25 protein-coding genes are annotated in these 23894 nt (G+C 53.4%); 20 read left to right on the top strand and 5 right to left on the bottom strand.

All coding sequences use genetic code 11. From position 1 onward, the window contains the following. Positions 1-16: 16 nt before the first annotated feature. Positions 17-1210 (bottom strand): NAD(P)/FAD-dependent oxidoreductase, encoded by a 1194-nt coding sequence (locus ACKGJP_RS36540; RefSeq protein WP_409347352.1) that lies wholly within the window; start codon positions 1208-1210, stop codon positions 17-19. 155 nt (positions 1211-1365) lie between these two features. On the opposite strand from ACKGJP_RS36540, the gene ACKGJP_RS36535 reads away from it, so the two are divergent. The 5 genes from ACKGJP_RS36535 to ACKGJP_RS36515 all read left to right on the top strand — a co-directional run bounded on the left by ACKGJP_RS36535 (position 1366) and on the right by ACKGJP_RS36515 (position 6595). After that, positions 1366-3513, top strand: coding sequence for an ABC transporter transmembrane domain-containing protein (locus tag ACKGJP_RS36535; protein ID WP_409343599.1), 2148 nt, complete (start codon positions 1366-1368; stop codon positions 3511-3513). A 69-nt stretch (positions 3514-3582) separates the two neighbouring features. Next, positions 3583-4059, top strand: coding sequence for a hypothetical protein (locus tag ACKGJP_RS36530; protein WP_409343598.1), 477 nt, complete (start codon positions 3583-3585; stop codon positions 4057-4059). A gap of 148 nt (positions 4060-4207) precedes the next feature. Then, a complete protein-coding gene (locus ACKGJP_RS36525; protein ID WP_409343597.1) occupies positions 4208-4765 on the top strand; it encodes a hypothetical protein in 558 nt (185 codons plus the stop codon). Positions 4766-4938: 173 nt separating this feature from the next. Beyond that, positions 4939-5496: a TetR/AcrR family transcriptional regulator gene (locus ACKGJP_RS36520; protein ID WP_409343596.1), complete on the top strand. Its 558-nt coding sequence runs from the start codon at positions 4939-4941 to the stop codon at positions 5494-5496. Between the two features lie 118 nt (positions 5497-5614). Continuing rightward, positions 5615-6595 carry an SDR family NAD(P)-dependent oxidoreductase gene (locus ACKGJP_RS36515; protein WP_409343595.1) on the top strand — a complete coding sequence of 327 codons (981 nt, stop codon included), beginning with the start codon at positions 5615-5617 and terminating at the stop codon, positions 6593-6595. A gap of 124 nt (positions 6596-6719) precedes the next feature. On the opposite strand, the gene ACKGJP_RS36510 is transcribed toward ACKGJP_RS36515, so the two are convergent. Together ACKGJP_RS36510 and ACKGJP_RS36505 are read right to left on the bottom strand one after the other, a co-directional pair. Beyond that, positions 6720-7565 carry an aldo/keto reductase gene (locus tag ACKGJP_RS36510; protein WP_409343594.1) on the bottom strand — a complete coding sequence of 282 codons (846 nt, stop codon included), beginning with the start codon at positions 7563-7565 and terminating at the stop codon, positions 6720-6722. Positions 7566-7617: 52 nt separating this feature from the next. After that, on the bottom strand, positions 7618-8832 hold the full coding sequence (locus ACKGJP_RS36505) for an MFS transporter (RefSeq protein WP_409343593.1): 1215 nt from the start codon (positions 8830-8832) through the stop codon (positions 7618-7620). 165 nt (positions 8833-8997) lie between these two features. Between ACKGJP_RS36505 and ACKGJP_RS36500 the strand changes: the two genes are divergently transcribed. Both ACKGJP_RS36500 and rlmN read left to right on the top strand, forming a co-directional pair. Beyond that, entirely contained in the window at positions 8998-9363 is a 366-nt protein-coding gene (locus ACKGJP_RS36500; RefSeq protein WP_409343592.1) for a winged helix-turn-helix transcriptional regulator, read from the top strand. 168 nt (positions 9364-9531) lie between these two features. After that, positions 9532-10617 carry a 23S rRNA (adenine(2503)-C(2))-methyltransferase RlmN gene (rlmN, locus tag ACKGJP_RS36495; protein WP_409343591.1) on the top strand — a complete coding sequence of 362 codons (1086 nt, stop codon included), beginning with the start codon at positions 9532-9534 and terminating at the stop codon, positions 10615-10617. 387 nt (positions 10618-11004) lie between these two features. On the opposite strand, the gene ACKGJP_RS36490 is transcribed toward rlmN, so the two are convergent. After that, positions 11005-11655 (bottom strand): TetR/AcrR family transcriptional regulator, encoded by a 651-nt coding sequence (locus tag ACKGJP_RS36490; protein WP_409343590.1) that lies wholly within the window; start codon positions 11653-11655, stop codon positions 11005-11007. A 205-nt stretch (positions 11656-11860) separates the two neighbouring features. Here ACKGJP_RS36490 and ACKGJP_RS36485 point away from each other — a divergent pair, with 205 nt between their 5' ends. The 8 genes from ACKGJP_RS36485 (at position 11861) to ACKGJP_RS36450 (ending at position 17285) form a co-directional block, all read left to right on the top strand. Continuing rightward, a complete protein-coding gene (locus ACKGJP_RS36485; RefSeq protein ID WP_409343589.1) occupies positions 11861-12613 on the top strand; it encodes an SDR family NAD(P)-dependent oxidoreductase in 753 nt (250 codons plus the stop codon). A 394-nt stretch (positions 12614-13007) separates the two neighbouring features. After that, on the top strand, positions 13008-13154 hold the full coding sequence (locus tag ACKGJP_RS36480) for a transcriptional regulator (RefSeq protein WP_409343588.1): 147 nt from the start codon (positions 13008-13010) through the stop codon (positions 13152-13154). Positions 13155-13458: 304 nt separating this feature from the next. Then, positions 13459-13770, top strand: a complete 312-nt coding sequence (locus ACKGJP_RS36475) for an MGMT family protein (RefSeq protein WP_409343587.1) — start codon at positions 13459-13461, stop codon at positions 13768-13770. Between the two features lie 150 nt (positions 13771-13920). Then, positions 13921-14598: an MIP/aquaporin family protein gene (locus ACKGJP_RS36470; protein WP_409343586.1), complete on the top strand. Its 678-nt coding sequence runs from the start codon at positions 13921-13923 to the stop codon at positions 14596-14598. A gap of 278 nt (positions 14599-14876) precedes the next feature. After that, on the top strand, positions 14877-16082 hold the full coding sequence (locus tag ACKGJP_RS36465; RefSeq protein ID WP_409343585.1) for a hypothetical protein: 1206 nt from the start codon (positions 14877-14879) through the stop codon (positions 16080-16082). Further along, the gene (locus ACKGJP_RS36460) at positions 16079-16522 is read left to right on the top strand and encodes a hypothetical protein (RefSeq protein ID WP_409343584.1); all 444 of its coding nucleotides are present in this window, start codon (positions 16079-16081) and stop codon (positions 16520-16522) included. Before ACKGJP_RS36465 ends, ACKGJP_RS36460 begins: the two co-directional genes overlap by 4 nt. Positions 16523-16544: 22 nt before the next feature. Then, the gene (locus ACKGJP_RS36455) at positions 16545-17003 is read left to right on the top strand and encodes a hypothetical protein (RefSeq protein ID WP_409343583.1); all 459 of its coding nucleotides are present in this window, start codon (positions 16545-16547) and stop codon (positions 17001-17003) included. Between the two features lie 90 nt (positions 17004-17093). Next, positions 17094-17285, top strand: a complete 192-nt coding sequence (locus ACKGJP_RS36450; protein WP_409343582.1) for a hypothetical protein — start codon at positions 17094-17096, stop codon at positions 17283-17285. Between the two features lie 97 nt (positions 17286-17382). Here ACKGJP_RS36450 and ACKGJP_RS36445 read toward each other — a convergent pair whose 3' ends face one another. After that, positions 17383-18423 (bottom strand): LLM class flavin-dependent oxidoreductase, encoded by a 1041-nt coding sequence (locus ACKGJP_RS36445; protein WP_409343581.1) that lies wholly within the window; start codon positions 18421-18423, stop codon positions 17383-17385. 345 nt (positions 18424-18768) lie between these two features. Here ACKGJP_RS36445 and ACKGJP_RS36440 point away from each other — a divergent pair, with 345 nt between their 5' ends. The 5 genes from ACKGJP_RS36440 (at position 18769) to ACKGJP_RS36420 (ending at position 23859) form a co-directional block, all read left to right on the top strand. Next, positions 18769-19572, top strand: coding sequence for an SGNH/GDSL hydrolase family protein (locus ACKGJP_RS36440; RefSeq protein ID WP_409343580.1), 804 nt, complete (start codon positions 18769-18771; stop codon positions 19570-19572). Between the two features lie 11 nt (positions 19573-19583). Then, complete coding sequence (locus ACKGJP_RS36435) at positions 19584-20495, top strand: ABC transporter ATP-binding protein (protein ID WP_409343579.1); 912 nt, start codon at positions 19584-19586, stop codon at positions 20493-20495. Continuing rightward, on the top strand, positions 20488-21468 hold the full coding sequence (locus ACKGJP_RS36430) for an ABC transporter permease subunit (protein WP_409343578.1): 981 nt from the start codon (positions 20488-20490) through the stop codon (positions 21466-21468). The genes ACKGJP_RS36435 and ACKGJP_RS36430 overlap by 8 nt, the downstream gene beginning before the upstream one ends. Positions 21469-21680: 212 nt before the next feature. Beyond that, positions 21681-22133, top strand: coding sequence for a MarR family winged helix-turn-helix transcriptional regulator (locus tag ACKGJP_RS36425; RefSeq protein WP_409343577.1), 453 nt, complete (start codon positions 21681-21683; stop codon positions 22131-22133). Between the two features lie 145 nt (positions 22134-22278). Continuing rightward, positions 22279-23859 carry an ABC transporter substrate-binding protein gene (locus ACKGJP_RS36420; RefSeq protein WP_409343576.1) on the top strand — a complete coding sequence of 527 codons (1581 nt, stop codon included), beginning with the start codon at positions 22279-22281 and terminating at the stop codon, positions 23857-23859. Positions 23860-23894 lie beyond the last annotated feature (35 nt).

The following is a 23894-nucleotide window of genomic DNA, read 5'->3' as shown; positions in this document are numbered from 1 at the left end:
TAATGCGGGTTTTCTCTTATTTGATCAAGCTCGCCATGTTCCATGTCAGCTGCCGGATTTTCCAACCGATCTTGCCCGTCAAAATGATATTCAGCCCCCATTGCCGCGTCCATACCATTCCTCTCTGCGGCCCCAGTCCGATACAAAAGAAATCCATATAGCTTTTATGAGAAGGCGCGGCGACTCCCTGCAAATCCGCGGCTATGACCTTGCCCAGTCTGGCGGCTTGGGCGGTTGCTTCTTTGCACGTCATCCGGTCGGCTTGACCGCTGACCGGATCTACGATGCGAGCGCAGTCCCCGATACTGTATATGCCGGAAGTGCCTGCTACGCGATAGGAGGCATCCACGACAAGCTGCCCTTCCGACGTTACCGGTAGACCGAGGCTTGGCAGCATGGGATTCGGCAGCAGGCCGAGCGTCCAAACGCATAGACCGACCGGAAGAATGCGGCCGCCGGACAAGGTCAGCCTGCCTTCCTGCTCGTGCAGAGCCTTTTGCCCATGCAGGACGGTCACGCCGCAGTCCGTCAATGCGCGTTCCAGCTTGCGTCCCATCTTGGACGGGCCTTCCGGGAACAGCGCATGCTGCGAGTTCAGAAGATATATTTTCACGGCTTTCGGATCAAGGCCGAGACTTTTGGCTTCTTTGCGCATGGCATAGGCTAGCTCCGCGGAGGTCTCCATCCCGCTGATCCCCGCGCCGGCGACAGCTAGAGTGAGCAATTGCTGCCGCTTTTCCGGACGCTTTTCTTGAACCGCTTGCCGCAGGTTGTCGCGCCAAGTCCGGCGGATAGCCGCCGCCGCCTCCAGGCCGGTCAGAGCGATTCCGCCCTGTTTAGGATCCGTATGGCGAATAATACTGCCTACCGCCAAGACAAGAATGTCATAGCGCAAGGCCGACTGCTCGCCTTCCTCGTTCCGGTACAGCAGATTCCGTTCGGTTCCTTCTATTGCCGTTACCGTACCACGGACAAGTTGAACGCCTTCGGGAAAGAGGCTCGCCAACGGAAGGGCGATATCCGTTTCTTGCGCCGCCGGCTTAAACATCAACACCTTGCGAAGATGATGGGGCTCTTTATCGATCAAAATCAAGCGAAGGGATTTTCCGTTCGCGGTTTCCCCCAAAGAAGTCCGAATGGCCTTGACGGCGTTGATTCCGGCATAGCCGCCTCCGACGACAATACATGTTAATGCGTTCACAGTAACCATCTCCTTGTTGCGATCTGTACATACAAGACGGGGAGAGAAGAGATTCTGTGACATAAGACGGAGACTGCCTTTTCTACACATCTGTTCGCTTCCAGTGCCGTTTACATCATATAGAAACTGAGGTAATCTATTGGTACTGGAAGGCGGCGATATCATTGAGCTTCGTACGGACCATGCTGCGCCAATTTTTTTCCTATAAACTTCTGAGCGGCCTATTTCTGTTTAGTATATTCGTCGAGGTCGCTTATGCGGTGGCAGCTCCTTTGAGCTTGAAATACTTGGTGGACGAGGCTTTCACGCCCAAAGACTTTCAAGTGTTTATCATCATTTTGAGTATTTTGCTCGGCGGCGGATTATTCAATATTTTTGCAAGCGCGCTTGGCGATTATACGCTAAGCAAGCTAAGCGGAGAAGTCATCCGGAAGCTGAGGACGGAGCTGTTTGCCCATCTGCAGCTGCAGTCGTTTCCCTTCTACCAGCGCTACAGAGTCGGCGATCTGGTTACGCGTTTCGCGGGCGACATGGCTTCCATGGAGAGAGTGATTCGCATGTCGTTTCCCTCTTTTCTGAAGGAGACGCTGGGCGTTTTGCTTGGCCTATCTATGCTGTTTGCCATCGAGTGGAAGCTCACGCTTGCCGTCCTGGCAGGCTCCGCGTTGATGCTTGTAGGACCCAGGCTGCTTCAAGGCCGCGCGGAAACCGCCAATGTGAATTTTAAAGAAGCCCAGGAGCGCTTCTCCAATACGATCGACGAGATGGTCAAGGGGCACAAAACCATAAAAGGCTTGAATCAGCAGACGAGGTTCAGAGAGCGGGCCCGCAAGCAGATTCACGAACTGTTTACTTTCGGGATGAAGCTGCACATGACGAACTCCTTGATGGAGAGACTGCCATTAACGGCATTGCTGATCCTGAACGGCGTCATGATCGGCTTCGGGGGCTATTTGATTTTCCAAGACGAAATGACGGTCGGCGGCTTTATGGCTTTCTTTACTTTGTTCATGAGCGTCGGTCAGGCAGGCTCCAATCTATCGTTCCTGATTCCCGGCCTCATAGAATCCGGCGTCAGCTTCAGGCGCGTTGGAGAAATATTCGAGCAGCGGCCCGACGTTCCGCAAGCGGCTGACGCCATCGAGCTTCCGTCCTCCATTCATTCGATCAGCATGGAGCGGGTCACCTTCGGATATACCGAGCAAGCCGATCAACTGCGCGATGTTACCCTGCACATGAAGGCCGGCAGCTATGTGGCTTTCGTAGGACCAAGCGGCTCCGGCAAAAGCACGGCGCTGCATCTGCTGTCCCGTTTCTACGACCCCAAGCAAGGGGCGGTATCCATAGACGGGTACGATCTGCGCAACGTAAGCGAGGCTTCTTTACGAAAGCTGTCTACGATGGTGACGCAGGATACGTTTCTTTTTAACGCAACGATCCGCGACAATTTGCTGCTGGACAGCGATGAGGCTGCGGACGCGGATATGGTGGAGGCGGCGAAGCGGGCGAACGTTCATGATGTCATCGCTAGCTGGCCGGCGGGATACGATACCTGGGTGCACCATGAAGGAGGATCGCTCTCGGGCGGCGAACGCCAGCGGCTGGCGATTGCAAGAGCGCTGCTGAGAAAACCTAAGCTGCTGCTGCTCGACGAAGTGACTTCTGCACTGGATCCCGTCACGGAGGCTGAAATCAACCAATTGATTCAGCAGCTTCGTCAGCATCAAACGATTATTTCCGTGACCCATCGGTTAGCCTCGGTCGTGAATGCCGATAAAATCCTTGTGTTCAAGGAAGGCCGAATCGTGGAATCCGGCACTCACCAAGAGCTTCTTCGACAAAATGGGCTGTACGGCAGTCTGTGGGAGAAGCAGCACGGGTTCCATCTGTCCCAGGACGGGCTTCATGCCACCGTGGAGGTCGACCGGCTTGCGAAGCTGCCCTTTTTCGGCGGCATCGAGCTTCCGCTGCTTCAGGATATTGCCACCCTGTTTGCAACGGAAACTTGCCATGCCGGCGAAGCGGTTGTTCGCGAGGGAGAGGAAGGAAACAAGTTTTATATCATTGTCCGCGGCAAGTTTGAAGTGCTGAAGCGACTGCCGGAGGGCGAGGAGAAGCGGGTTGCCGTTCTGCAGGACGGCGATCACTTCGGTGAGATCGCTCTGCTCAAGGACATCCCTCGGACCGCTACGGTGAGGGCGACGGGTCCTTCGGTCCTATTGTCCATGAGGCGAGAGCAATTCCGTCAACTCACATCCGAGTTTCCGCAAATCCTTGTCACGTTGGAACAAACGCTTCAGAAGCGAATTTGACGTCTCTGGGAGAGAGGCAGGGGAGAACGAATGACGACGCTATGTACACGCTGTACGAGTGATGAGGATTTGGCCAAGGTCAGCTTATTTGTTCTTGAAAACAAACACGACCTCCATCTTTCCTTTACAACCATAGACACGATTAGTCTGCTGTATTCGTATATGACGCAAGGCCATTTGCTGCAAATCACGGATGCCGATAACCGGGTTGTTGGCGTGCTGGCTTATTACCAGGGGACTCCGGACCAGGAATTCAAGGATAAAGAGATCGCTTTTGCGGATATGGCTATTTCTGACCGGTCGTATAGAGGGACGCGGCTCTTTCTTAAAGGGCTTCAGTTCTGGGTAAGCCAGGTCGAAAAGGAGCATCCGGAAGTGCAGGAATTGAGATTGGCCGCATTGTCGGAAAATACCTATCTATGTAAATTGTACGCCAAATTTACTCAGGAGAGCTATGATCGGGACGGGGGAATTGGAAAAGAAACGGTGTTTTGTGTCAAAATTCACACAATAAAGACTACCCTAAAAAACTTCATCAAGGTATAATTAGGACAAAGGATACATATTTTTCTATTTGGAATAGGAGGCGTAAAAAATGATCCCACCACTCGGATTTGGCAACAAACCTAAAAAGGGCAGCGGCTTCGGACTTATCGTGAAAGACAACGAGTCCCTTAGAGCACAGGCGTAACGAATGTTTTTTGAGTTTCGGCCTTGCACGCTAGAAATGGACTATGATGCGTATATCAAGTTTCTGCTCCGGCATCACGACGAACTGAATTTACCGTATAAGTTCGCCATGAAACTAAGCTTTCTCGGCAGCCCGTTACTATTAGGTAAGGCTGTGCTCGCAATCAGCGAAGAGCCATACGAGATTGTCGGCGCGGCAGGCTTCGTATACGGGACAGGCGCTAACGACTACGAGGATACGCATATATGTCAAGTAGAAGTAGCGTTCATTCGGAAGGAATACCGGAGAACATCCTTGTTTATACGCGGCTTGCGGGCACTCCTCGATGAGATGAAGGCGGGGAACCCGGATGTCGAGAAGATCCAGTTCTGGACTTCAGCATCTGCCGATAAGGAGGAACTGGGGACGCTTCTCTCTAAGATTAGCGCATTACCCGGTTCAACCAAATCGATTGTGAACAGGTTGTCGTTTTACACGATTTCTTTTCATGAACTGGAATCCTATTGTCATCGGTTTAAAACGATATCAAGCGATAGAAGAAACGAGGTCCGTTTCTACTAGACACTTATTAGACTGCCGAGAGGGTTCGGCGGTCTTTTTCAATTTATCGGTGTATCCTCGCCTTACGAAAAATTATATATTGCCTGTTGTCTTTTGAAGGAACGGAGGTTATACTACACATTAGGAAGTGATTGATCAATAACCTCGAAGAAGCTGCATAAAGTGAGGATGTCATGGAGAAAAAAAACGGCAAGGCCGGCATTAAGCCGGACGAACAAACAGCGGTAAACCGTAAGGAGCAGATCGTAGAGGCGGCGGTTGTCGTTTTTGCGGAACATGGATACTACAGGGCGACAACGGCGCAGGTTGCCGAGAGGGTAGGGATTTCCCAGCCTTATATTTTTAAGGTATTCATGAACAAAGAGGAATTGTTCGTAGCCTCTCTGGAGCGGGCCTTCGACCGGATAATCCGCTCTTTTACGGGGATACAAGCGCCTGCGGAAGAACTGCTCAAGGAGATGATCCAAGCGTATGAACGGCTGATGGAAACGCACCCCAATGAGATCATTTTACAGGTGCAGGCATTCGGCATTCGGGATGAAGCGATCCGGACGGCAATGCAAACCGGCATGCGAAACGTAACGAGCCTCGTGGAACGGAAATTTACGGAAGCCGGAATGGCCCATACCGAAGTTCTTGTAAGTACGTTTATGGCCAATGGAATGCTGTGCAACATTGCCACCGTACTTGGTATGCCGGAATTGAAGCCTAAGCATCCGGAAGAAGAGTAGATCGGTAAGCGAAATCTAGGGGCGAAGTCCGCCCTTAGATACGAAAAGAAGATTTTCTTTTTTTATTTATCAGCTAGTTAGTGATTGATCAATAACTTACTAATCGGAGGGGTAGACCATGTTAAAAAAAGCGATTGTATTAGGTGCCACCGGAGGAACGGGAACGGCCATTATTACGGAGCTGCTGAAGAGAGGGTTGGATACGATCGCCTTCGGGCGGTCCCTTCGAAAGCTTGAACAGCTTGCGGATGATCTGGGAAACCCAGCCAACCTCACGCTAAGAGCAGGAGACGTGTTCAACGAGAACGATGTCTACTCGGCGGCTCAAGGCGCGGATGTTATTTTTCACTGTGCATCGGTTCCTTACAACGAAATGAGCGCCAAGCTCCTCCCGATGGGAGAAGCGGTGATGCAAGCGGCCCATCGACTGGAAACAAGAATAGTAGCCGTAGACGGCATCTACCCTTATGGCAGAAGGGTGTCGGATACCCCGGTTGACGAGGAGCATCCGAAGAACCCGCATACCCGTAAAGGGAAAGTGAAACTTGCGTTCGAGCGTATGTTTTTAAGTCCGCGCTGGAACCGGTCAAAAGGGCTCATCGTGCGCTTGCCGGACTATTACGGGCCTTCCGCAACGAAAGCTTCGTATTTGGGCTCGACCTTGGAGGCGATCGCAGCCGGGCGGCCTGCGATGTTCATCGGCAATATGCGCGTTCCCCGCGAATACGTGTACCTGCCCGATGCGGCAGTCATGATCGTCGAGCTGGCGGGCCGGGAGGAGGCTTACGGGCAAAACTGGAATATCCCGGGGCGGGGCGTCATTGCCGGGCGGGATATTGTCCGAATCGCGCAGCAAGCGAGCGGCAAGACCAAACCGGTTGTGCCTGTCGGTAAAATAGGATTGTCGCTTCTGGGCGCAGTTGTCCCGGTCATGAAAGAGATCGTCGAAATGCTGTATTTAACCGAAGAGCCCGTGGTCTTAAGCGGCAAGAAATATGAGCGTTTAGTCGGTCCCATACCGGCTACTTCATTCGAAGAAGGCATTACAGCGACGATTCGGTCGATCCGAAACCGGCAAGCTCATTCAGGCCAACAGTGACGTTCTTCCGGTATTGTTCCATCATCAGGCGGATGACATGCATTCCGCTCAGGGAACCGGCTTTCGCCGCCGATGCAGGAGAAAGACGCCATTCCTTCGCAAGGGGAGAAATGGCGTCTTCGTATTAAAAATCGAAATTGTCCGGATCCGGGCCGACCCGGTGATTCCGGTTCAAACCGTCGATTCGTTCCATATCCTCCGGGGCGAGCTCGAAATCAAAGACCGAGGCGTTCTCGACGATCCGGTGTTCCTTCGTGGACTTGGGGATCGTGACGACGCCATGCTGAAGGTCCCAGCGGATAATGATTTGAGCGACCGACTTGCCGTATTTTGCCGCGATTTCCTTTAAGACGGGGTTATCCAGCAGTTGCCCCTGCATAAGCGGCGACCAGGCTTCCAGCTGAATTCCTTGCTCTTTGCAGAATTGCCGCAGCTTGCTTTGCGATAAATAAGGATGGAATTCCACTTGATTCACCATAGGCATGATTTCGGCGTCCTTCATCAGGTCCTCCAGATGATGGATCTGAAAATTGCTAACCCCGATGGCTTTGACACGCCCGTTTTTGTACAAGGACTCTAACGCTCTCCACGCCTCTTTATATTTCCCGCTTACGGGCCAATGAATGAGATACAGATCAAGCGCGTCCAAGCCCAGCTTCGTTAGGCTGGTTTCGTAGGCGGCGAGCGTCGACTCGTAACCCAGATCCGCATTCCATACTTTCGAGGTAACGAAAAGGTCGTCTCTGGCAACCGGGAACTCCTGCAAGCTCTCCCGGATAGCTTGTCCCACGCTTCTTTCATTCGCGTAAATGGCGGCTGTGTCGATGCTGCGATAGCCGTGCCTTACGGCCGTTTTGACCGCATGCACCAGATCGGAGCCTTCCTCTACTTGAAATACGCCCATTCCCAGCCAAGGCATGGATATGCCGTTGCGCAACGTTGTAGTGTCTTGTAAATGTTGTGGTGTCATGTGAGGTAGTGCCTCCTGTATGTTTATTTGAACAATGCTCGGTAACGGGTGTTCAATCATAGACGGGCTCGGCTTTGACGGGAGCCCGGTTTTCTTTCTCTAGGGAGCGGCCTTTGGCAGTCAATAGGACGGCCCCGACAACCATCAATGCGCCTACCCAGGTGGTATGAATCAGTCCGATCGTGTCCGCCACTACGCCGCCCAAATACGCGCCTATGGCAATACCCGCATTGAATGCGGCAATATTGGCGGCGGAGGCGGTGTCCTTCGCTTTGGGCGCAAACCGTTCCGCAAGCATGACGACATACACCTGCAAGCCCGGGACGTTCATGAAGGCGAGCAAGCCCATCAAGAAGATGGTGACCAAAGCGGCGGCTTTATACGGCGCGGTAAAGGCCAGAAGGAGAAGCACGACCGCTTGAAACGCAAACATATAGAATAGAGCTTGAACCGGTTTGCGGTTGGCCGCTTTGCCTCCGATGACGTTGCCGATCGCGATGGCGATGCCGTATAAGAGCAGAATGACGGCTACCGCGCTTTCGCTGAATCCGGTTATGTCGTGAAGCAGCGGGGATAAATAAGTGAAGACGACAAAAGTCCCGCCATACCCCAATGCCGTAATGGCAAAAGCAAGCAGCAATCGGCCGTTCGCGACAAGCTTCAGCTGATCGCTGAGTCGGGTAGCCGCCCCTTTGCGCAGTCCCGCCGGAATCATGAGCAGGTTGGCGATGAGAGCCAGGATACCGACCGCGACGATGGCGACAAAGGCGGCGCGCCACCCCAATTGTTGGCCGATGAAGGTACCGAGCGGCACTCCCGTGACGGTGGCTACCGTAAGCCCGGAGAACATGATGGCGATGGCGCTCGCCCTGCGGTTCTCGGGTACCAAATCGGCGGCGATGGTGGAACCGATGGACATAAATACGCCGTGCGCAAGCGCCGAGATGACGCGGGCAATCAGCAGCAGAACAACTCCGTCCGCAGCGGCGGCGAGGCTGTTACCCGCAATAAAGACAAGCATGATCCCTATGAGCAGCGCTTTACGGGACATGGCGGAGGTCAAAGACGTTAAGACAGGAGCGCCGAACGTTACCCCTAACGCATACAGAGTAACGGTCAATCCGGCTGCCGTAACGGATATATGAAGGTCTTCAGCGATAAGTGGAAGAAGCCCTACACTGATAAACTCGGTTGTTCCGATCGCAAAGGCGCTTATCGCTAATGCCAGAAGCGCCAGCGTACTTCTTTTTTTCGTAGCTGCTGCCATTCGTTCCACTCCTACAGATTGGTTTTACCGGCCGGTAGATGCTATTATGAGGTATTCGAGCATTCATGAATAGTACGTACTTATAAGTGCTATAGGAACCTTTAAGTACCGTAAGCACTTTGAAGTTCCTACAAAGAAGCAAGCGGTTAGGGAGGGAACGGATCGATGATAACCAAGAAGAAATACAACATTTCGGTGGAGGCGACGCTGGAGGTGATCGGGGGCAAGTGGAAATGCGTCATTCTCTGTCATTTGACCCACGGGAAGAAGCGGACCAGCGATTTGAAACGGGTGCTTACCGGCATTACACAGAAAATGTTAACGCAGCAGCTTAGGGAACTGGAGCAGGACGGAATCGTGAACCGGATCATTTATAATCAGGTGCCGCCGAAAGTGGAGTATGAGCTGAGCGAGTACGGATGGAGCTTGAAGCCGATCCTGGATTCCTTATGCGTCTGGGGCGAGTCCCATATCATTAAGGAATACGGCGATAAATTTTCCGTCTTAGAGGATAACGGATTGAATAACTGAGGGCAGGCTGGTGACGAGAATCCGAAGCCAAGGAAGGAATCCCTAAGAACTGGCTAACTTCTCCCCTTGTTTTAACAAAACAATTCTGGGACAATACTAATCAGATTGTGAGTTCGGCTAGTCGGCGAAATCGGCTTTCATTTATCGTTTTTGAAAAGAGGGTAACGAATGAATAAGGCATCCATTTATGGATTAACATTAGAGCAACTGACCGCATGGCTTGCGGAACGCGGGCATAAAAAATCCCGGGCTTTGCAAGTTTGGGATTGGCTGTACAGGAAGCGGGTAACCGATTTCTCGGAGATCACCGATGTCAACAAAGCATGCATGGAGCTGCTCGCCGAGCATTTTGTCGTTCAAACGCTAAGCGAGCATGTCAGGCAGGAGTCGGCGGACGGCACGATGAAGTTCTTGTTTACGCTGAAGGACGGCAACCTGATTGAGACGGTGTTGATGAAGCATAAATACGGGCTTTCGGTTTGCGTCACGACGCAGGTTGGCTGCAACATCGGGTGCAGCTTTTGCGCGAGCGGGCTTTTGGCCAAAAGCCGGGATCTGTCCAGCGGCGAGATCGTCGAGCAGATTATGAAGGTTCAGCAGCACTTGGATCAAGCGCAGCAGGACCTTAAGGTGAGCCACATTGTGGTGATGGGAATCGGCGAGCCGTTCGACAATTTCAAGAACCTGATCGACTTTCTGCAGATCGTTGTCGACCACAAAGGGCTGGCCATCGGGCCGAGACATATCACCGTTTCGACGAGCGGCCTCGCCGATAAAATCAGGGCATTCGCCGATACGAACCTGCGGGTAAACTTGGCGATCTCGCTGCATGCGCCTAACGACGAGCTTCGGACGCGGATCATGAAAATCAACCGTGCCATCCCGATCGAAAAGCTGATGCAGGCGATCGATTACTATTTGGCCAAAACGAATCAGCGGATTACGCTGGAATATATTTTGCTCAAGGATGTCAACGACCGCCGGGAGCATGCGCTTGAGCTGGCGGAGCTCGTCGGCGATCGAAGGCAGCTCGCGAATGTGAATCTCATTCCTTACAATCCGGTGGATGAGCACAGCCAATATCAAAGAAGCGAGAAAGAATCGGTGCGTGCCTTCTATGACACGCTTAAGAAGCAAGGAGTTAGCTGCAGCGTACGGTTAGAGCACGGGACGGACATCGATGCCGCCTGCGGACAGTTAAGAAGCAAGCAAATCAAGGAAGCGGAAGACCAGGGTCGTATTGCGGCAGGGTGAGGACATAGGATTGATGGGGCGTATCCATTCAGGTGGGTACGCTTTTTGCAGTGTTTCAGAAAGTATATTCCTCGAGGAGGCTCTCCACCTACGGTAAACTCCAGCGTCATAAGACGCCGGCAGTCGTTTATCCTTGTATCCGTCTCGCGTAACGCGCGTCGGCCTGTAAGTGACAAAAATGTCACTCCGCTTCATGCTGCTTCAGGAGTAGGGTACAGTTCGTCGAATTGTTCCACGCGAAACAAAAAATGGAACGGCCAGCTTTTTGCCTACTCGGCAGCGGCAAGGATGGATCCTCGGCAAGACTACGCAAATCTCGCAGGGTCCGGTAACGGGGACGAACAAACGGCCGGTTTCCTCCAATAAGGGGATACCGGCCGTTCTTCTTTAAGCTTTGACGTAGTCGAGCAAAATTTTCTTCAAGATGGCCAGCTGACGCTCCGGCTCCAGATCCGATTCGAGCAAAAGGATGTTTTTTTGCAGAGAGAGCTTTCTGGCAAAGAGGCCGAACGTATTGACCAGCGTCGTTAAAATCTCATTGACGGGAAGATCGGAGCGGAGCGAGCCGTCCTGCATGCCGTCTTGAATGATTCTGGCGTACTCGCGCGAAATTTTGCGGTTCAGGGCATTGAAATCCGCCATATCCTCAAGCGGTTCAAGGGAATGCGCCGCATAGCTGTCGAAATCCTCCATAAATTTCGTGTTTCCGCCGTGATGGTCTTCAAGCCGCGAAATAAAGAAGTCGAACAGTCTATCCAGTTTGTCCAAACAGGATAAGGGCATGTCGGCAATCGTTTGAAAGCCGTCGAGCATCGGTTCAAGCATGCCGGTCGCGACGGCTACGATCAGTTTTTCTTTTTTGGGAAAATACCGGAATACGGTAGCCACGCCGATATTGGCATCCTTGGCGATATCCTGCATCGTCGTTTTTTCGATTCCCTTTTGGACAAACACGCGCTCCGCGGATGCGAGAATCAGCGACAGCCGCTGCTGCTTGCCGTCGGCGCGTTCTTTTTCGTATCTGGCTTTCGGATCCATGAGCGTTGATCCTTTCGTCCGCTAAGTCGGCATTAGAATTATGAGTATTATAGCGCCCGCCTATTCCTTCCGCAAGGAGGAAATTGAGTTTCACAGACTGTAATGATATAATAAATCTTGTGGTGATAGTGATACTATCATGACGCCGATAGCAAGGTGTTTCCGACGAGTCAACCAATCAGACGATAGCAAAGGGGACCTGATTATGGCACGCTTAAATGGGAAAGTCGCAATCGTTACGGGTGCGGGAAGCGGCATGGGACGCGAAGAAGCGATCCTGTTAGCGAAAGAAGGGGCCGCCGTAGCGGCGACCGATATTAATCTAGCCGCGGTACAAGCGGTTGTAAGGGAAATAGAGGCAAGCGGGGGACAAGCTTCTGCGTTCGCGCACAATGTCGCCTCCGAAGATGGTTGGGTAACGGTTGTGAGCGATACGATCCGTACGTACGGCAAGGTGGACATATTGGTTAACAACGCGGGCGTTTCGCTGGCTGCCGGCTTGCTGGAAACGACGATCGAGCAGTGGAATAAAGTGATGAACATTAACCTGACGAGCACCTTCCTCGGAATGAAGCACGTCATTCCGCATATGCAGGCTAACGGCGGCGGCTCGATCATCAATATTTCGTCGATCGCCGGATTGACCGGCAGCAGCGGCGCCGGGGCCTATACGGCCTCCAAAGGCGGCGTGCGTATGCTCTCCAAAGCGGCGGCCGTCGATTTCGGCAAGGACCATATCCGGGTCAATTCGGTACATCCGGGCTTTATCGAAACGCCGATGAGCGCCGAATTTGTCAATAACGAACAGATGCTGGGGTGGTTCCTGTCCCAGACCGCTCTGCCGAGAGTCGGACGGGCATCCGAGGTGGCGGAAGCGGTTCTGTTCCTCGCATCCGACGAATCGGCATATATAACGGGCGTGGAGTTGCCGGTAGACGGCGGCGTCACCGCGAAATAAAGGAGTTCTCCTCTAAAGAGGCTATCTCGAAAACCATGAAAATGGCGGAGGGATTGCCTCTTCATACTATTTAGGCCATCCGGGAGATTTTCTGGTTGGCCTTCTTTACGATTCGTGTATCATCTTTGCTGCAAAAATATGATCTTCTTGGATGAAGTAACTGGGAAAACTCCATTTATTTTGGCCAGTTTGATCTGCAGCTTGGAGCCAACTGGATTTTCTCCATCTTATTCCGCATGTTACCTCCACAAATGGGTGAATTCTCAGAATGAACGGTAAGTTTTCCAGTTAGATGACGTTACGAAGCCCGTAGGAACAAGAAGTAACAGCATGTTTTCCAGTTAAAAGATCATGCGAATACGCACGAATAGTGCGTGTTTCAGAACCGAATCAAGTGACCAAAACGTTCTTCGGACGGCGTCCGAAAACGATCTGCACGTCAACCGAGCATGGGCACGATATGTTCCGCCAGTATATCGAAGGGCTCGAGAAGATCATTCGGATGGCGCAGGCCGGCGGATCGAAAAAAAGCAAGGAATAGCCCGGTTCGTGTATGGGGTGGGTTTTGCAGCCGAAGCAGTTTTCACGGGGAGCGTTTTCCGGGTTAGCTGCTTTTTTGGATTCGTGCGTCGGTTGGAAACAGAAGCAGTATAATGGCGGTAGCAGGATCGCAACAGGAGAGATAAGATGAAATCGATAATATAACACTAACGTTATAGATGTCTGGATATCGAAATATAACACAGAAACGTTATAAAAAATAATGTATGAAATAACAAAAACGTTATAATAGCGAAATGAAAAAAACACAAATGTTATAAGTGGACAAAGGAGGAGGCTGACAAATGGAGCCCTTTACGCTGCGGGTCATCGAAGTCATCAAGAGCATACCGGAAGGATACGTCATGACCTACGGACAGATCGCAAGGCAGGCAGGGAGCCCGCGGGCAGCGAGGCAGGTGGTTCGCATTCTGCACGCCTTAAGCGGCATACACAAACTGCCGTGGCACAGAGTAGTCAATGCCAAGGGCGAGATTGCGATCCAGAACGAGGAATCCCGGTTTTTGCAAATGATGTATTTGGAACAGGAGGGCGTTACCGTTGTAAACGGCCGTGTCGAGCTGGAAAGCTTCCGGTTCGCGCCGCATCCCGATTGACCGGTTTGGCAAATACCCGCATCTTCTTCCCTCCTACCCGCGTCTGGCATGGCCCGATAGACGCAATAGCAAGAAAACGGAATAAGTCGGCCGCCGATGGAATAGGATTTGTGTAGCTCGTCAGAGCGTCCAATCGGAGGAGGGACTTGAATGAACAACTCTCACAAAAAGTACTTAGCCGAGTTTATCGGAACGTTCGTACTGGTGCTATTCGGCTGCGGCAGCGCGGCTACGGCCGGAGGGGATCTCGGCAATCTGGGCATCGCTTTTGCGTTCGGCTTGTCGATTGTGGCGATGGCCTATGTGATCGGTCCGATTTCCGGGTGTCACATTAACCCCGCCGTCTCCTTTGCCATGCTCCTAAACGGGAAGCTGTCGGCCAAAGATTTTGCGTACTATGTCGTGTCGCAGGTCGCAGGAGCGCTTGCCGGCGCAGCCTTATTGTATGCGATCATCGATTCGACCGGTCATGCGGTAAAAAATCTGGGCCAGAACGGGTTCGGCGAAGGATACGGCATCGGCATCCCTCTTTTGGCGGCGCTGATCGTCGAAATCGTACTGACCTTCGTATTTGTGTTTACGATTCTTGGCGTAACTTCGAGCGAAGCGAACGGCAGGGTAGCCGGTCTGGTCATCGGGCTTACGCTTGCTTTCGTTCACATTCTCGGCATCGCCTTGACGGGAACGTCCGTTAACCCGGCTAGAAGCTTGGGGCCTGCCGTTTGGCTCGGGGGCAAAGCTTTTACGCAGGTATGGGTATTCCTGGCGGCCCCGCTGCTTGGGGCGGCGCTGGCCTCGGTCGCGCACAAGGGGCTGAAACGCCAGTAAGCGCAAGTAACGGCGTCAAGCGGCTGCCGCAGCAAATGGCTGCGGCGGTTTTTTGGCGTTTCATCGAAGTTTAACGTTTAAAATCTAAAGTTTAAACGTTAAACTTTGAACTTTGAACGTTAAAGTTCCGCAATAAGCTTCAACGTTTAAACTTCAAACTTTATTTGCGGCTGATCGAACTGGAAAAATATGAGCAATGGCCGCAGACCCTCTCAGACCGGCGAATAGGTCCGAACTAGTATAATAAAGATTTTCAGGTTGAGGAGAGGGGACTGGACTTGGCTAAAAACGACGTCGTTACCACTGCCATCACTCTATCCATCGATAGCGGCAGCAGTCATATTAAGGCGATCTATGACCGGCTGGACTGCAGCTTTATTTTTCCGAATGTGGTGGCTCAGCCGTTCGGAGAGCTGTTTTTCTTGACGGAGCAGGGCGAGCCTTTGGATTTCCTTGATGTGCAGATCACGTCTTCCGCAATCGAAAGCGACCAGTACCGGCACGTTTACGTCGGCAATTTGGCGATCGGCAACGAAGGGATCGTTCATGAAATCGTTGGCGATAAAGCCGTGCAAAAAAAGGCCCAGCGCCCCGAGACTATGGTCACGCTCCTTACGGCAGCCGCCTATGCCATCGCTAAGAAGCATGAAGACGTGATCAAACAAGGGAAAACGCGGATCAAGGCTCAGGTAAACCTGGGGACGGGACTGCCCATCAGCGAGGTCGCCAAATTCCGCAGCGAATTCGCGCATAAAATAACGCACGGCGTTCACGCCGTCACATTCGTGACCACCCCCGTATTTAAAGGCGTAACGGTGGATATGGAGTTTGCGCTGCCCACGGACATCGGCATTGACGATGTGTCCGGCGTTTACGATATAGAAGCGACTTCAAAGTCTCACCTGTCCCACAAAGGATTTGGGATTGCCGATATAGGCGGCGTCGATATGGACATCGCTTTTTTTAAACCGGGACTGGACCTGGATCAGCGCCACTCCACCGGGGCTAAAATTTATCTCAACAATGCGCTGGAAAGCATTCGCAACGAGATTAACGGCCAGGGCGAGGAACTCATCTCCAGCACGGCCGAGCTGACGCTGATGCTGGTCAACAAGGAATATGAAATTTATTCGGAAGGCAAGGTCGTGTTCGACATGACCGCCTTAGTGAACCGGCACATGCGCATTTTAGCGGAGAAGGTGCTGAAATACGCCCGCAATTCTTGGAAGCACGTCCGCTACGCAGGCGAATTCTGGTTTATCGGCGGAGGGGCGATCGTTCTGCAGCCGTGGATCGAGAAGCTGAATGCCGAGCTAGGGCTGCCGATACGCTTCGATAACGCCGAGTACAGCCAATTCCGCAATGTGCGGGGCACCTTCCTGCTGCTCGATCACGCCTTGAAGCATGCGGACGAGTCGGCAGCCGGCGCTGCGGCCGAAGCGGATGAGGGAACCATAGCCGATGGCGGGAGCGGGTCTGCTTGAAAAAGCGAAGATCGACCGTTTACGTAAGGCCTGGCAAGGATGTGACCCTCTATATTCCGTCGGACACGCCGCCCGAGGTCATCGAATATTTGAACCGTCTGAAAAGGGACGGTATGTTCAGCCATGGAATCATGGAAATCGTTTCCGGATATGTGCTCTCCAAGCAGACGGCTGCGGCTGCAGCGGAGTTCTTTATGGAAGAAGAGCTCTCGCCTTCGGACGAGAGCTTCGGCCCGTATGTGCCGGACGAGCGTGACGATGCTGCCTATGCAGCGGAGCAAGAAGAGCCTGCCGACTCGCGGCAGGCGGCAAAGCCGGTTCTTAGCGAGGAGCCGAAGAGCTTCAGCCTGACCCAAATTTTCCGGCAGGCGAAGCAAAACTCGGGAAAGCTGTACCATACATCGGAGAAAGCAAGCAATGTACAGAGCGAACTCCCATAAATCGGATGAAGGGGGACTTTGGATGGCTGGCGGACAAGCTAGTGAAAGTACACGCAATTTTACGATTTCGAACGAAATCTTTCATCAACCCGGATTGGATATTTACGCGCAAATGACATACATCGTCCTGAAATGCTATTCCTCGGAGTCGCATTTACCGCAAGTAGCCGATATTTCAAGGCTCGGCCGGATGAACGACAAACAGACGATGAAGGGATTGCAGACTCTGGTGGAGATCAAGCTGCTCCCGGTCAAGGTGTTCCGCCAGATGATCGGCGATTTCCAAGACGATCGGCTGTCCTGGGCTGCAAAAGGCTTGCTTACGTTCTGCAAGGAGCACCCGGATACGAATATCCAACAGCTGCTGGAGCTGTCGAGCGAATCGGGCGAGGATGAGCACAGCATACGGAAGGCGCTTAAGGAGCTGAGCCAATTCGGGTACTTGGAAGACTACCCCGAATGGAGTAAACTAGCGAATTAAGAGGCCCCATTTGGCAATGGCGGATGTCGGGGCTCCACCGTGCTTCACGGTTGGTTTTCCGCATATGCCTATGGCAAAGGGGGGTTACCGGTGGGCAATGGTTTAGCCATACTTGTTTTTGCAGCGGTCGCCTTCATAGCGGTATATTTCGATCTGAGAAAGAAACGAAGAAGGCAAAACCGGGCCTCCTCTCACGATAACAACTACAACGATTCCGATTCGGGCTCGAACGGCGAGAGCGGCGGAGACAGCGGAGACGGTGGAGGCGGCGGGGGAGACTAGTGCAGGTTTACCGAATGGCATATGGAAAAACCCCTTTCGTCTCAATAATGAAGAGGCGAAAGGGGTTTTTGCGTACAGCCGGGCGGGCTCTAACAGGCTAGCCCTCTTTTATGACTTCGGCGATCATTCGGTAGGACTGTAAGCGGGCTTGGTGGTCATAAATTTGACCGGCTACGATCCATTCATCCGCTTCGGTTTGCTGAAGCAGCGTCTGCAGCCGTTCGCGAATCGTCGCTTTGCTCCCGGCAATGGAGAATCGCAGCGTATTTTGGACATAGGCCTTTTCCTGCGGCGTCCACAGCGTCTCCATACTGTCGACCGGAGGATTTAACATGCCTGTGCGGCCGCGAACGATGTTCAGAAACTGCTGCTGCTGGGAAGTCGCCAGCTTACGAGCTTCCTCGTCGGTCTCAGCCGCAATGATGTTAATGCCGACCATGGCATGCGGCTTCTCCAGCACCTCCGACGGGCGGAAGCTCTTGCGGTACAAATCGAGCGCGGGAAGCAAATAATCCGGCGCGAAATGGCTGGCGAAGGCGAACGGAAGACCGAGCTGGCCGGCCAGCTGAGCGCTGAACCCGCTTGAGCCGAGCAGCCAGATCGGGATGTTCAGCCCTTCGCCGGGAATGGCGCGAACGCCGGGTACCCCGGCATACTGCGACGGATTCAGGTAACCGCGAAGCTCGGCGAGCTGCTCGGGAAAATCGCTGCCGTCGCTTCCCAGGCCGCGGCGCAGGGCGCGGGCGGCAGCCTGATCGGAGCCGGGCGCTCTGCCCAGCCCGAGATCGATGCGGCCCGGATACAAAGACTCCAGCGTCCCGAATTGCTCGGCTATAACGAGCGGGGCGTGGTTGGGCAGCATGATCCCCCCGGAGCCGACGCGGATGCTTTTGGTTCCGGCCGCTATATGGCTGATGACCAAAGACGTGGCCGAGCTCGCGATTCCCGGCATATTGTGATGCTCGGCGAGCCAGTATCGCTTATAACCCCACTCCTCGGCGTGGCGTGCCAAATCGAGGGAGCGGCGGAAGGAATCCGCAGGCGTGCCGCCGACAATGACGGGAGCCAGATCGAGGATCGAGATCGGGATCTCGCTTATTTTTTTGGTTTCTGTATGTGCAGGTTGGGTTTCGCTCATCGTCATGGTAGCCTCCTGACAGAGTATAGGGTTCTTTCTACACGGTATGCCTTCTATATTTCCAAAAAAACAGCAGCGACATGTGCGGCGTCCGGCGCGGACCAGTACGCCCTTGTAGTTATTATTAGGTATTATATAAAAATAAACAAGTACTCATCTTTTAGTAAGATAGTATATTTTTTATACCTAAAATGGAAAGGCAATGCAAGTGGCGGTTCACGGCGTCACGCAGATGAATGGGGTACCCGATCGGGTGTCCTTATTTTTAATGTATTCTTTATACTTTTTTTAGTTTGGTGTGCTATGTTCGAATAAGACAGGCAAGGAGAGGGGAGAAAAATCGCAATGAGAGAGAAGAAGCTGCAATGGCTCATGGCCGTGTCCGTTATATCTTGTCTGGCCTGGGTGGGGGGACTGGCATGGACGCTTCAGCATTATTGGAGCGATCCCGCCCCGATGGAGAAAGCGACAGCCGCAGCGGCGTCGCCCGCACCTGAGCCCGTGCCTGCGCCAGAAGCGGAAGACGGAAGCTTCCGCATACTCGCTCTCGGCGATTCGCTGACGAGGGGAACCGGCGATCCGGACGGAAAAGGCTACGTCGGCTATGCGCTCGATCGGCTCAAGGAGAAGGAAAAGCAAGAAATTGTCGTGGACAATTTCGGCGTAAACGGACAAACTTCTCCGCAATTGGCGGAGCTCCTGCAGAAGAACGAGGTCCAGGCCAAAGTGAAAGCCGCGGACGTCATCCTGGTCAGCATCGGAGGGAACGACCTGTTCCGCGGCGGTCAAACGCTGGCGGATTTGGATGCGGCCAAGATTAAAGAGATCGAGGATGCCTATATGAGCAAGCTTCATGCGATCCTTAAGCAGCTCCGAAGCGGCAACGAGAGCGCCAAAATTTTACTGATCGGCTTATACAACCCGTTCATCGACTTGAAGGATACCGCCGCCGCGACGACCAAAATCGTGAGAGACTGGAACTATAAAGCGTCGGAGGCCGCAGCCCAATATCCGCTGACCGTCGCGGTGCCGACCTTCGATTTGTTTCAGCTGAAGATTCAGGACTACTTGGCGAGAGACTTGTTTCATCCGAACGCAGCCGGATACCGCCTCATCGGGGATAGGGTAGCGGCGCTAATAACAGGGTAGGGGGTGAGCTTATGAGCGAAGTTACATTATCCGTGCAAGGGCTGCGAAAAGTGATCGGCAAGCGCGAAATCATTCACGGCCTTGATTTTGAACTGAAGCGCGGCGAGGTATTCGGGTTTCTGGGGCCCAACGGCGCCGGGAAAACGACGACTATCCGCATGCTGGTGGGCCTCATTAAACCTACGGCGGGCACCATACGCGTATGCGGCTTCGATATCGGCAAGCAGTTTCCGGAGGCGATGAGCCAGCTTGGCTGTATCGTGGAAAACCCCGAGCTCTACTCGTATTTAAGCGGCTGGAGCAATTTGCAATATTTTGCCCGGATGATGGACGGGGTTGACGAAGCGCGCATAACGGAAGTCGTCCGGCTGGTGGGGCTGAGCGCCAGAATTCACGATAAGGTGAAAACGTACTCGCTGGGCATGCGTCAGAGGCTGGGTATCGCGCAAGCGCTGCTGGGAAGACCGAAGGTGCTCATTCTGGATGAGCCGACCAACGGACTCGACCCGTCCGGGATACGCGAAATGCGGGAGTTCATCCGATATCTGGCGGACCAGGAAGGGCTAAGCGTGCTGGTATCGAGTCACTTGCTTAGCGAAATTCAGCTGATGTGCGACCGGGTGGCCATCATTTCCAAGGGGCGGGTCGTCCGCGTGGACACGGTGCAGAGCTTGCTGATGCAGCAGGAAAGGGTGAGCTGGCGGCTGACTCCGTTCCCGAAGGGGGTGCAGATGCTGCAGGAGCTTTCGGGCGCGGCGCACATGGAGGGGGAGCTTGTGATCACCCCGTACGTCGAGCGGGAGGTCGGAAGATGGAATCAAGCGCTGGTGGAAGCGGGCGTGACCGTGACGGAAATGAGCCGCAAGCTGCCTTCCCTCGAGGATCTGTTCATCGAGCTGACGGGAGGGCAAAGCATTGATTAACCTGATCTATAACGAGATGGTGAAGCTGACCGGGAAGAAAAGGCTGCTGGTCGTATCGCTGATTATCGGGATCCTGATCTCCTTGTTCACGTACGCGCAGTATCGCCAGGCGGAAGAAACCCTTAGGCGCATGGGAAGCGTCGATTGGCGCATCGCCCTGGAACAGCGGATTTCGGGCTGGGAGAGCCGGCTGAACAGCAGCCGCACAACGGAAGAGTCGCGCAAGGAGCTGGAGATCCGCATCGCGCAGCAGCAGTACTATTTGGACTACGATGTCAATCCGTCCGAGCCGGGTGCGCCTACCTTCGTCAGAGGCTTCGTGAAGAACGGCATCAGCCTGCTGCTGCCTTTGATGGTGATGGTCATCGCGGCCGATTTGGTATCCTCGGAACACGGCGCGGGAACGATGAAGGTGCTGCTGACGCGGCCCGTACGGCGCTGGCGAATTTTACTGAGCAAATATTTGGCGCTGCTCTTATCCGTGTCGTTGATCATTACTTTGTTCGGGATGCTGTCGGCGCTTATTTCCGGGGCGGTGTTCGGCTTTCAGGGCTGGACGGCGCCGGTGCTTACCGGCTTTGCCGTAAACGAGGGGCAGCTGGACGCTTCAGGCGTGCATATGGTGCCTCAGTGGCAGTTCATTGTGATGGAGCTCGGCCTGGCGTGGTTCGTATCGCTCGTGGTGGCGACGATTACGTTCATGCTTTCGGTCCTTGTCCGCAGCACGGCGGCGGTCATGGGGATCATGCTGGCCTGCCTCATCGCGGGTACGATTCTCAAAACGATGGTCGCCTCCTGGGAGTCCGCCAAGTTCCTGTTCATGGTGAACCTGGAGCTGATCGATTATCTTCAGGATGCGGCTCCGCCGATCGAGGGCATGTCGCTTGGTTTTTCGCTGCTGGTGCTGCTCATTTGGGGCGCCGCGGCGCTGGCGGTTTCCTTCGTCTCGTTTACGAGGCGCGATGTGTATTAGGCTGCGGGAGAGCAGCCCAAAGACGCTTCATCTCCTTGGGGGATGAGGCGTTTTTTGCCGCCGGACGCTTGCTTGATCGGATGCGGAAAGGAGAGCGTTTACAAATACGTATCCTCCTGCATGAAAAAAGATTGACGACAGACATGTATCGTTATAATATTTACTTAAATAATATTTATTGCGATAAATAAATGGACGATGCGAGGTAACCCATGAATCTTGTAGAGTACTGCGTTAAGATCGGCGAGCTGCTTCGGGTCATCGATACGAAGCATGCCAAGATCGTCAATCAGCATTATTCGCCCCATAATCTAACCGGGCCTTCGATCAACATTCTGATGCTGCTCAATCGCGAGGGCGCCATGCGGGTAGGCGATATAGCCGCGGCATTGAACATGGTGGACAGTAATGTTTCCTCCATCTGCTCGAGGCTAGAGAACATGGATTTAATCGAACGCGTGCGGCTCAAGGACGACCAGCGGGTGGTAAAAATTCAGCTGACCGCGACGGCGCAGGACAAAATGAAGGATATTTTGGGCAACGTCAACGACTTCCAGCAGCTATTCGTAAAAAATGCGACGCAGCAGGATTTGGAGGCCATTTTACTCGGTTTGACCAAGCTTGAGCATCTTCTGGACAATGTGCTTAAGGAGAAAACGGAGTAATTTTTTTTTATTATCCGCGTACATAGGCCGCTTTCAACATTTAACCAAGTAAACACATGTGAATGATTGTGTATTGCCTACTGGACAGCTAGTGGCATTGCGTACGGCGTTTAACCATCAAACTATTTTATTGGGAGGCTTGGGTATGAAGAGAAAATTCGTTTTACTGGCCGTATGGCTGCTGGCAATCGCGGTGATCGTTGGCGCCTGCAGCTCGGCTCCGGCGACGGAGGAATCGAAAGGCACCGCGGCTTCGAAAGAGGGCGGCAACCTGATCGTGGCGATCAAGGACGATCCCAAAACGTTCAACCCGCTTTACGCGGGGGACCGCATGTCGCTGACGATTGGCAAGACGCTGTTCTCTCCGTTCTTCAGCATCAACGACGGCAAAAAGACGTTCGTGCTAGCCGAGAGCCTAAAGGCGTCGGCCGACCTCACGAAATATACGCTGAAGCTGCGCAGCGGCCTCACCTGGCATGACGGCCAGAAGCTGACGGCAGATGACGTCGTGTTTACGTTCAACAGCTTGCTTGACGAGAAGCAGCACAGCTATTTCCGCAGCTTGTTCGTTCTGGGCGGCAAGCCGATTCAAGTGAACAATATCGACGAGCTGACGGTCGATTTCGTGCTTCCGCAGGCGACGGCGGCCTTCGAGGGGGCGCTCGTGCAAATTTTCCCGATTCCGAAGCATATTTTCGAGGGAGAGGCGGACATCGAAAAAAGCCCCAAAAACAATAAACCGGTCGGCTCCGGGCCGTTCAAGTTCAAGGAATACCGCCCGGGCGAATATGTGGCGGTGGAGCGTTCCGATTCTTATTTTGCCGGCAAAGCCAAGCTCGACGCCATTACGTACCGTGTGGCCAAGGACAGCAACGCGGCGGTGCTCGCCCTGCAGAACGGCGAAATCAACATGATGCTCATCGAGCCGCAGGATCACAACAAAGTGAAGGACACCGGAAAAGCGGACATCGTCATGTTTCCTTCCGGCGGCGTCACCACCATGGTGTTCAACGTCAACATCGACGTCATGAAGAAGAAGGAAGTGCGTCAAGCGATCGCACACGCGCTCGATAAGAAGGAGCTCATCACGACGGGCTTTTCGTCGGTTGATTTTGCGGAGCCTGCGGCGTCTATCTTCTCCCCCGACACCTTGTATCAGAAGAAGGATCTGAAGTCTTACGATTATAACCAAGCAAAAGCGAAAGAGCTGCTGAAGGCGGCGGGAGCGGAGGGGCTGAAAATCCGCTTCGCTTACTACAACGCAAGCAAGCCCGAGGCGAACATGGCTCTGTACATTCAGCAGAAGCTGAAAGAAATCGGCGTACAGGTCGAGCTCATTCCTTTGGACGGAGCGGCCCTCGGCAAGAAGGCGCTGAACAAGGACAACACCGATTACGACATGTCCTTCGGCGGCTACAGCATGGGCTTCGAGCCGGACGCTTACAAAGCGCTCTATTTGAGCGACGCAGCCTATAACTACTCGCACTATAAGAACCCCGAGTTCGACAAGCTGTGGACGCAAGCGGCCGTGGAAACCGATGCGGCGAAACGCGCCGAGCTGTACAAGAAGATTCAGGAGCTGTCGGCCGACGAAGTCACTACGTATCCGATTGCGTACGGAAAGTCGATCATCGCGGTCGATAAGCGATTTGGCGGCTTGGAGGATGCGGTAGCGAAGCAGGTCGTGCTGTTCGATGACTTCACCAAAATTTATTTGAAGCCGTAACGATAACAACGGGTGGGCGAACAGCGCCGTCCAGG

Source organism: Paenibacillus litoralis (assembly GCF_046244365.1).
Classification (GTDB): Bacteria; Bacillota; Bacilli; order Paenibacillales; family NBRC-103111; genus Paenibacillus_V.
This window is presented reverse-complemented; position numbering and strand designations above follow the sequence as displayed.

Coding starts and splice junctions, on each gene's coding strand:
- ACKGJP_RS36540 (WP_409347352.1), bottom strand. CDS start 1,210: ATGGTTACTGTGAACGCATTAACATGTATTGTCGTCGGAGGCGGCTAT.
- ACKGJP_RS36525 (WP_409343597.1), top strand. CDS start 4,208: ATGTTTTTTGAGTTTCGGCCTTGCACGCTAGAAATGGACTATGATGCG.
- ACKGJP_RS36520 (WP_409343596.1), top strand. CDS start 4,939: ATGGAGAAAAAAAACGGCAAGGCCGGCATTAAGCCGGACGAACAAACA.
- ACKGJP_RS36515 (WP_409343595.1), top strand. CDS start 5,615: ATGTTAAAAAAAGCGATTGTATTAGGTGCCACCGGAGGAACGGGAACG.
- ACKGJP_RS36510 (WP_409343594.1), bottom strand. CDS start 7,565: ATGACACCACAACATTTACAAGACACTACAACGTTGCGCAACGGCATA.
- ACKGJP_RS36505 (WP_409343593.1), bottom strand. CDS start 8,832: ATGGCAGCAGCTACGAAAAAAAGAAGTACGCTGGCGCTTCTGGCATTA.
- ACKGJP_RS36500 (WP_409343592.1), top strand. CDS start 8,998: ATGATAACCAAGAAGAAATACAACATTTCGGTGGAGGCGACGCTGGAG.
- rlmN (WP_409343591.1), top strand. CDS start 9,532: ATGAATAAGGCATCCATTTATGGATTAACATTAGAGCAACTGACCGCA.
- ACKGJP_RS36490 (WP_409343590.1), bottom strand. CDS start 11,655: ATGGATCCGAAAGCCAGATACGAAAAAGAACGCGCCGACGGCAAGCAG.
- ACKGJP_RS36485 (WP_409343589.1), top strand. CDS start 11,861: ATGGCACGCTTAAATGGGAAAGTCGCAATCGTTACGGGTGCGGGAAGC.
- ACKGJP_RS36475 (WP_409343587.1), top strand. CDS start 13,459: ATGGAGCCCTTTACGCTGCGGGTCATCGAAGTCATCAAGAGCATACCG.
- ACKGJP_RS36470 (WP_409343586.1), top strand. CDS start 13,921: ATGAACAACTCTCACAAAAAGTACTTAGCCGAGTTTATCGGAACGTTC.
- ACKGJP_RS36455 (WP_409343583.1), top strand. CDS start 16,545: ATGGCTGGCGGACAAGCTAGTGAAAGTACACGCAATTTTACGATTTCG.
- ACKGJP_RS36445 (WP_409343581.1), bottom strand. CDS start 18,423: ATGAGCGAAACCCAACCTGCACATACAGAAACCAAAAAAATAAGCGAG.
- ACKGJP_RS36440 (WP_409343580.1), top strand. CDS start 18,769: ATGAGAGAGAAGAAGCTGCAATGGCTCATGGCCGTGTCCGTTATATCT.
- ACKGJP_RS36435 (WP_409343579.1), top strand. CDS start 19,584: ATGAGCGAAGTTACATTATCCGTGCAAGGGCTGCGAAAAGTGATCGGC.
- ACKGJP_RS36425 (WP_409343577.1), top strand. CDS start 21,681: ATGAATCTTGTAGAGTACTGCGTTAAGATCGGCGAGCTGCTTCGGGTC.
- ACKGJP_RS36420 (WP_409343576.1), top strand. CDS start 22,279: ATGAAGAGAAAATTCGTTTTACTGGCCGTATGGCTGCTGGCAATCGCG.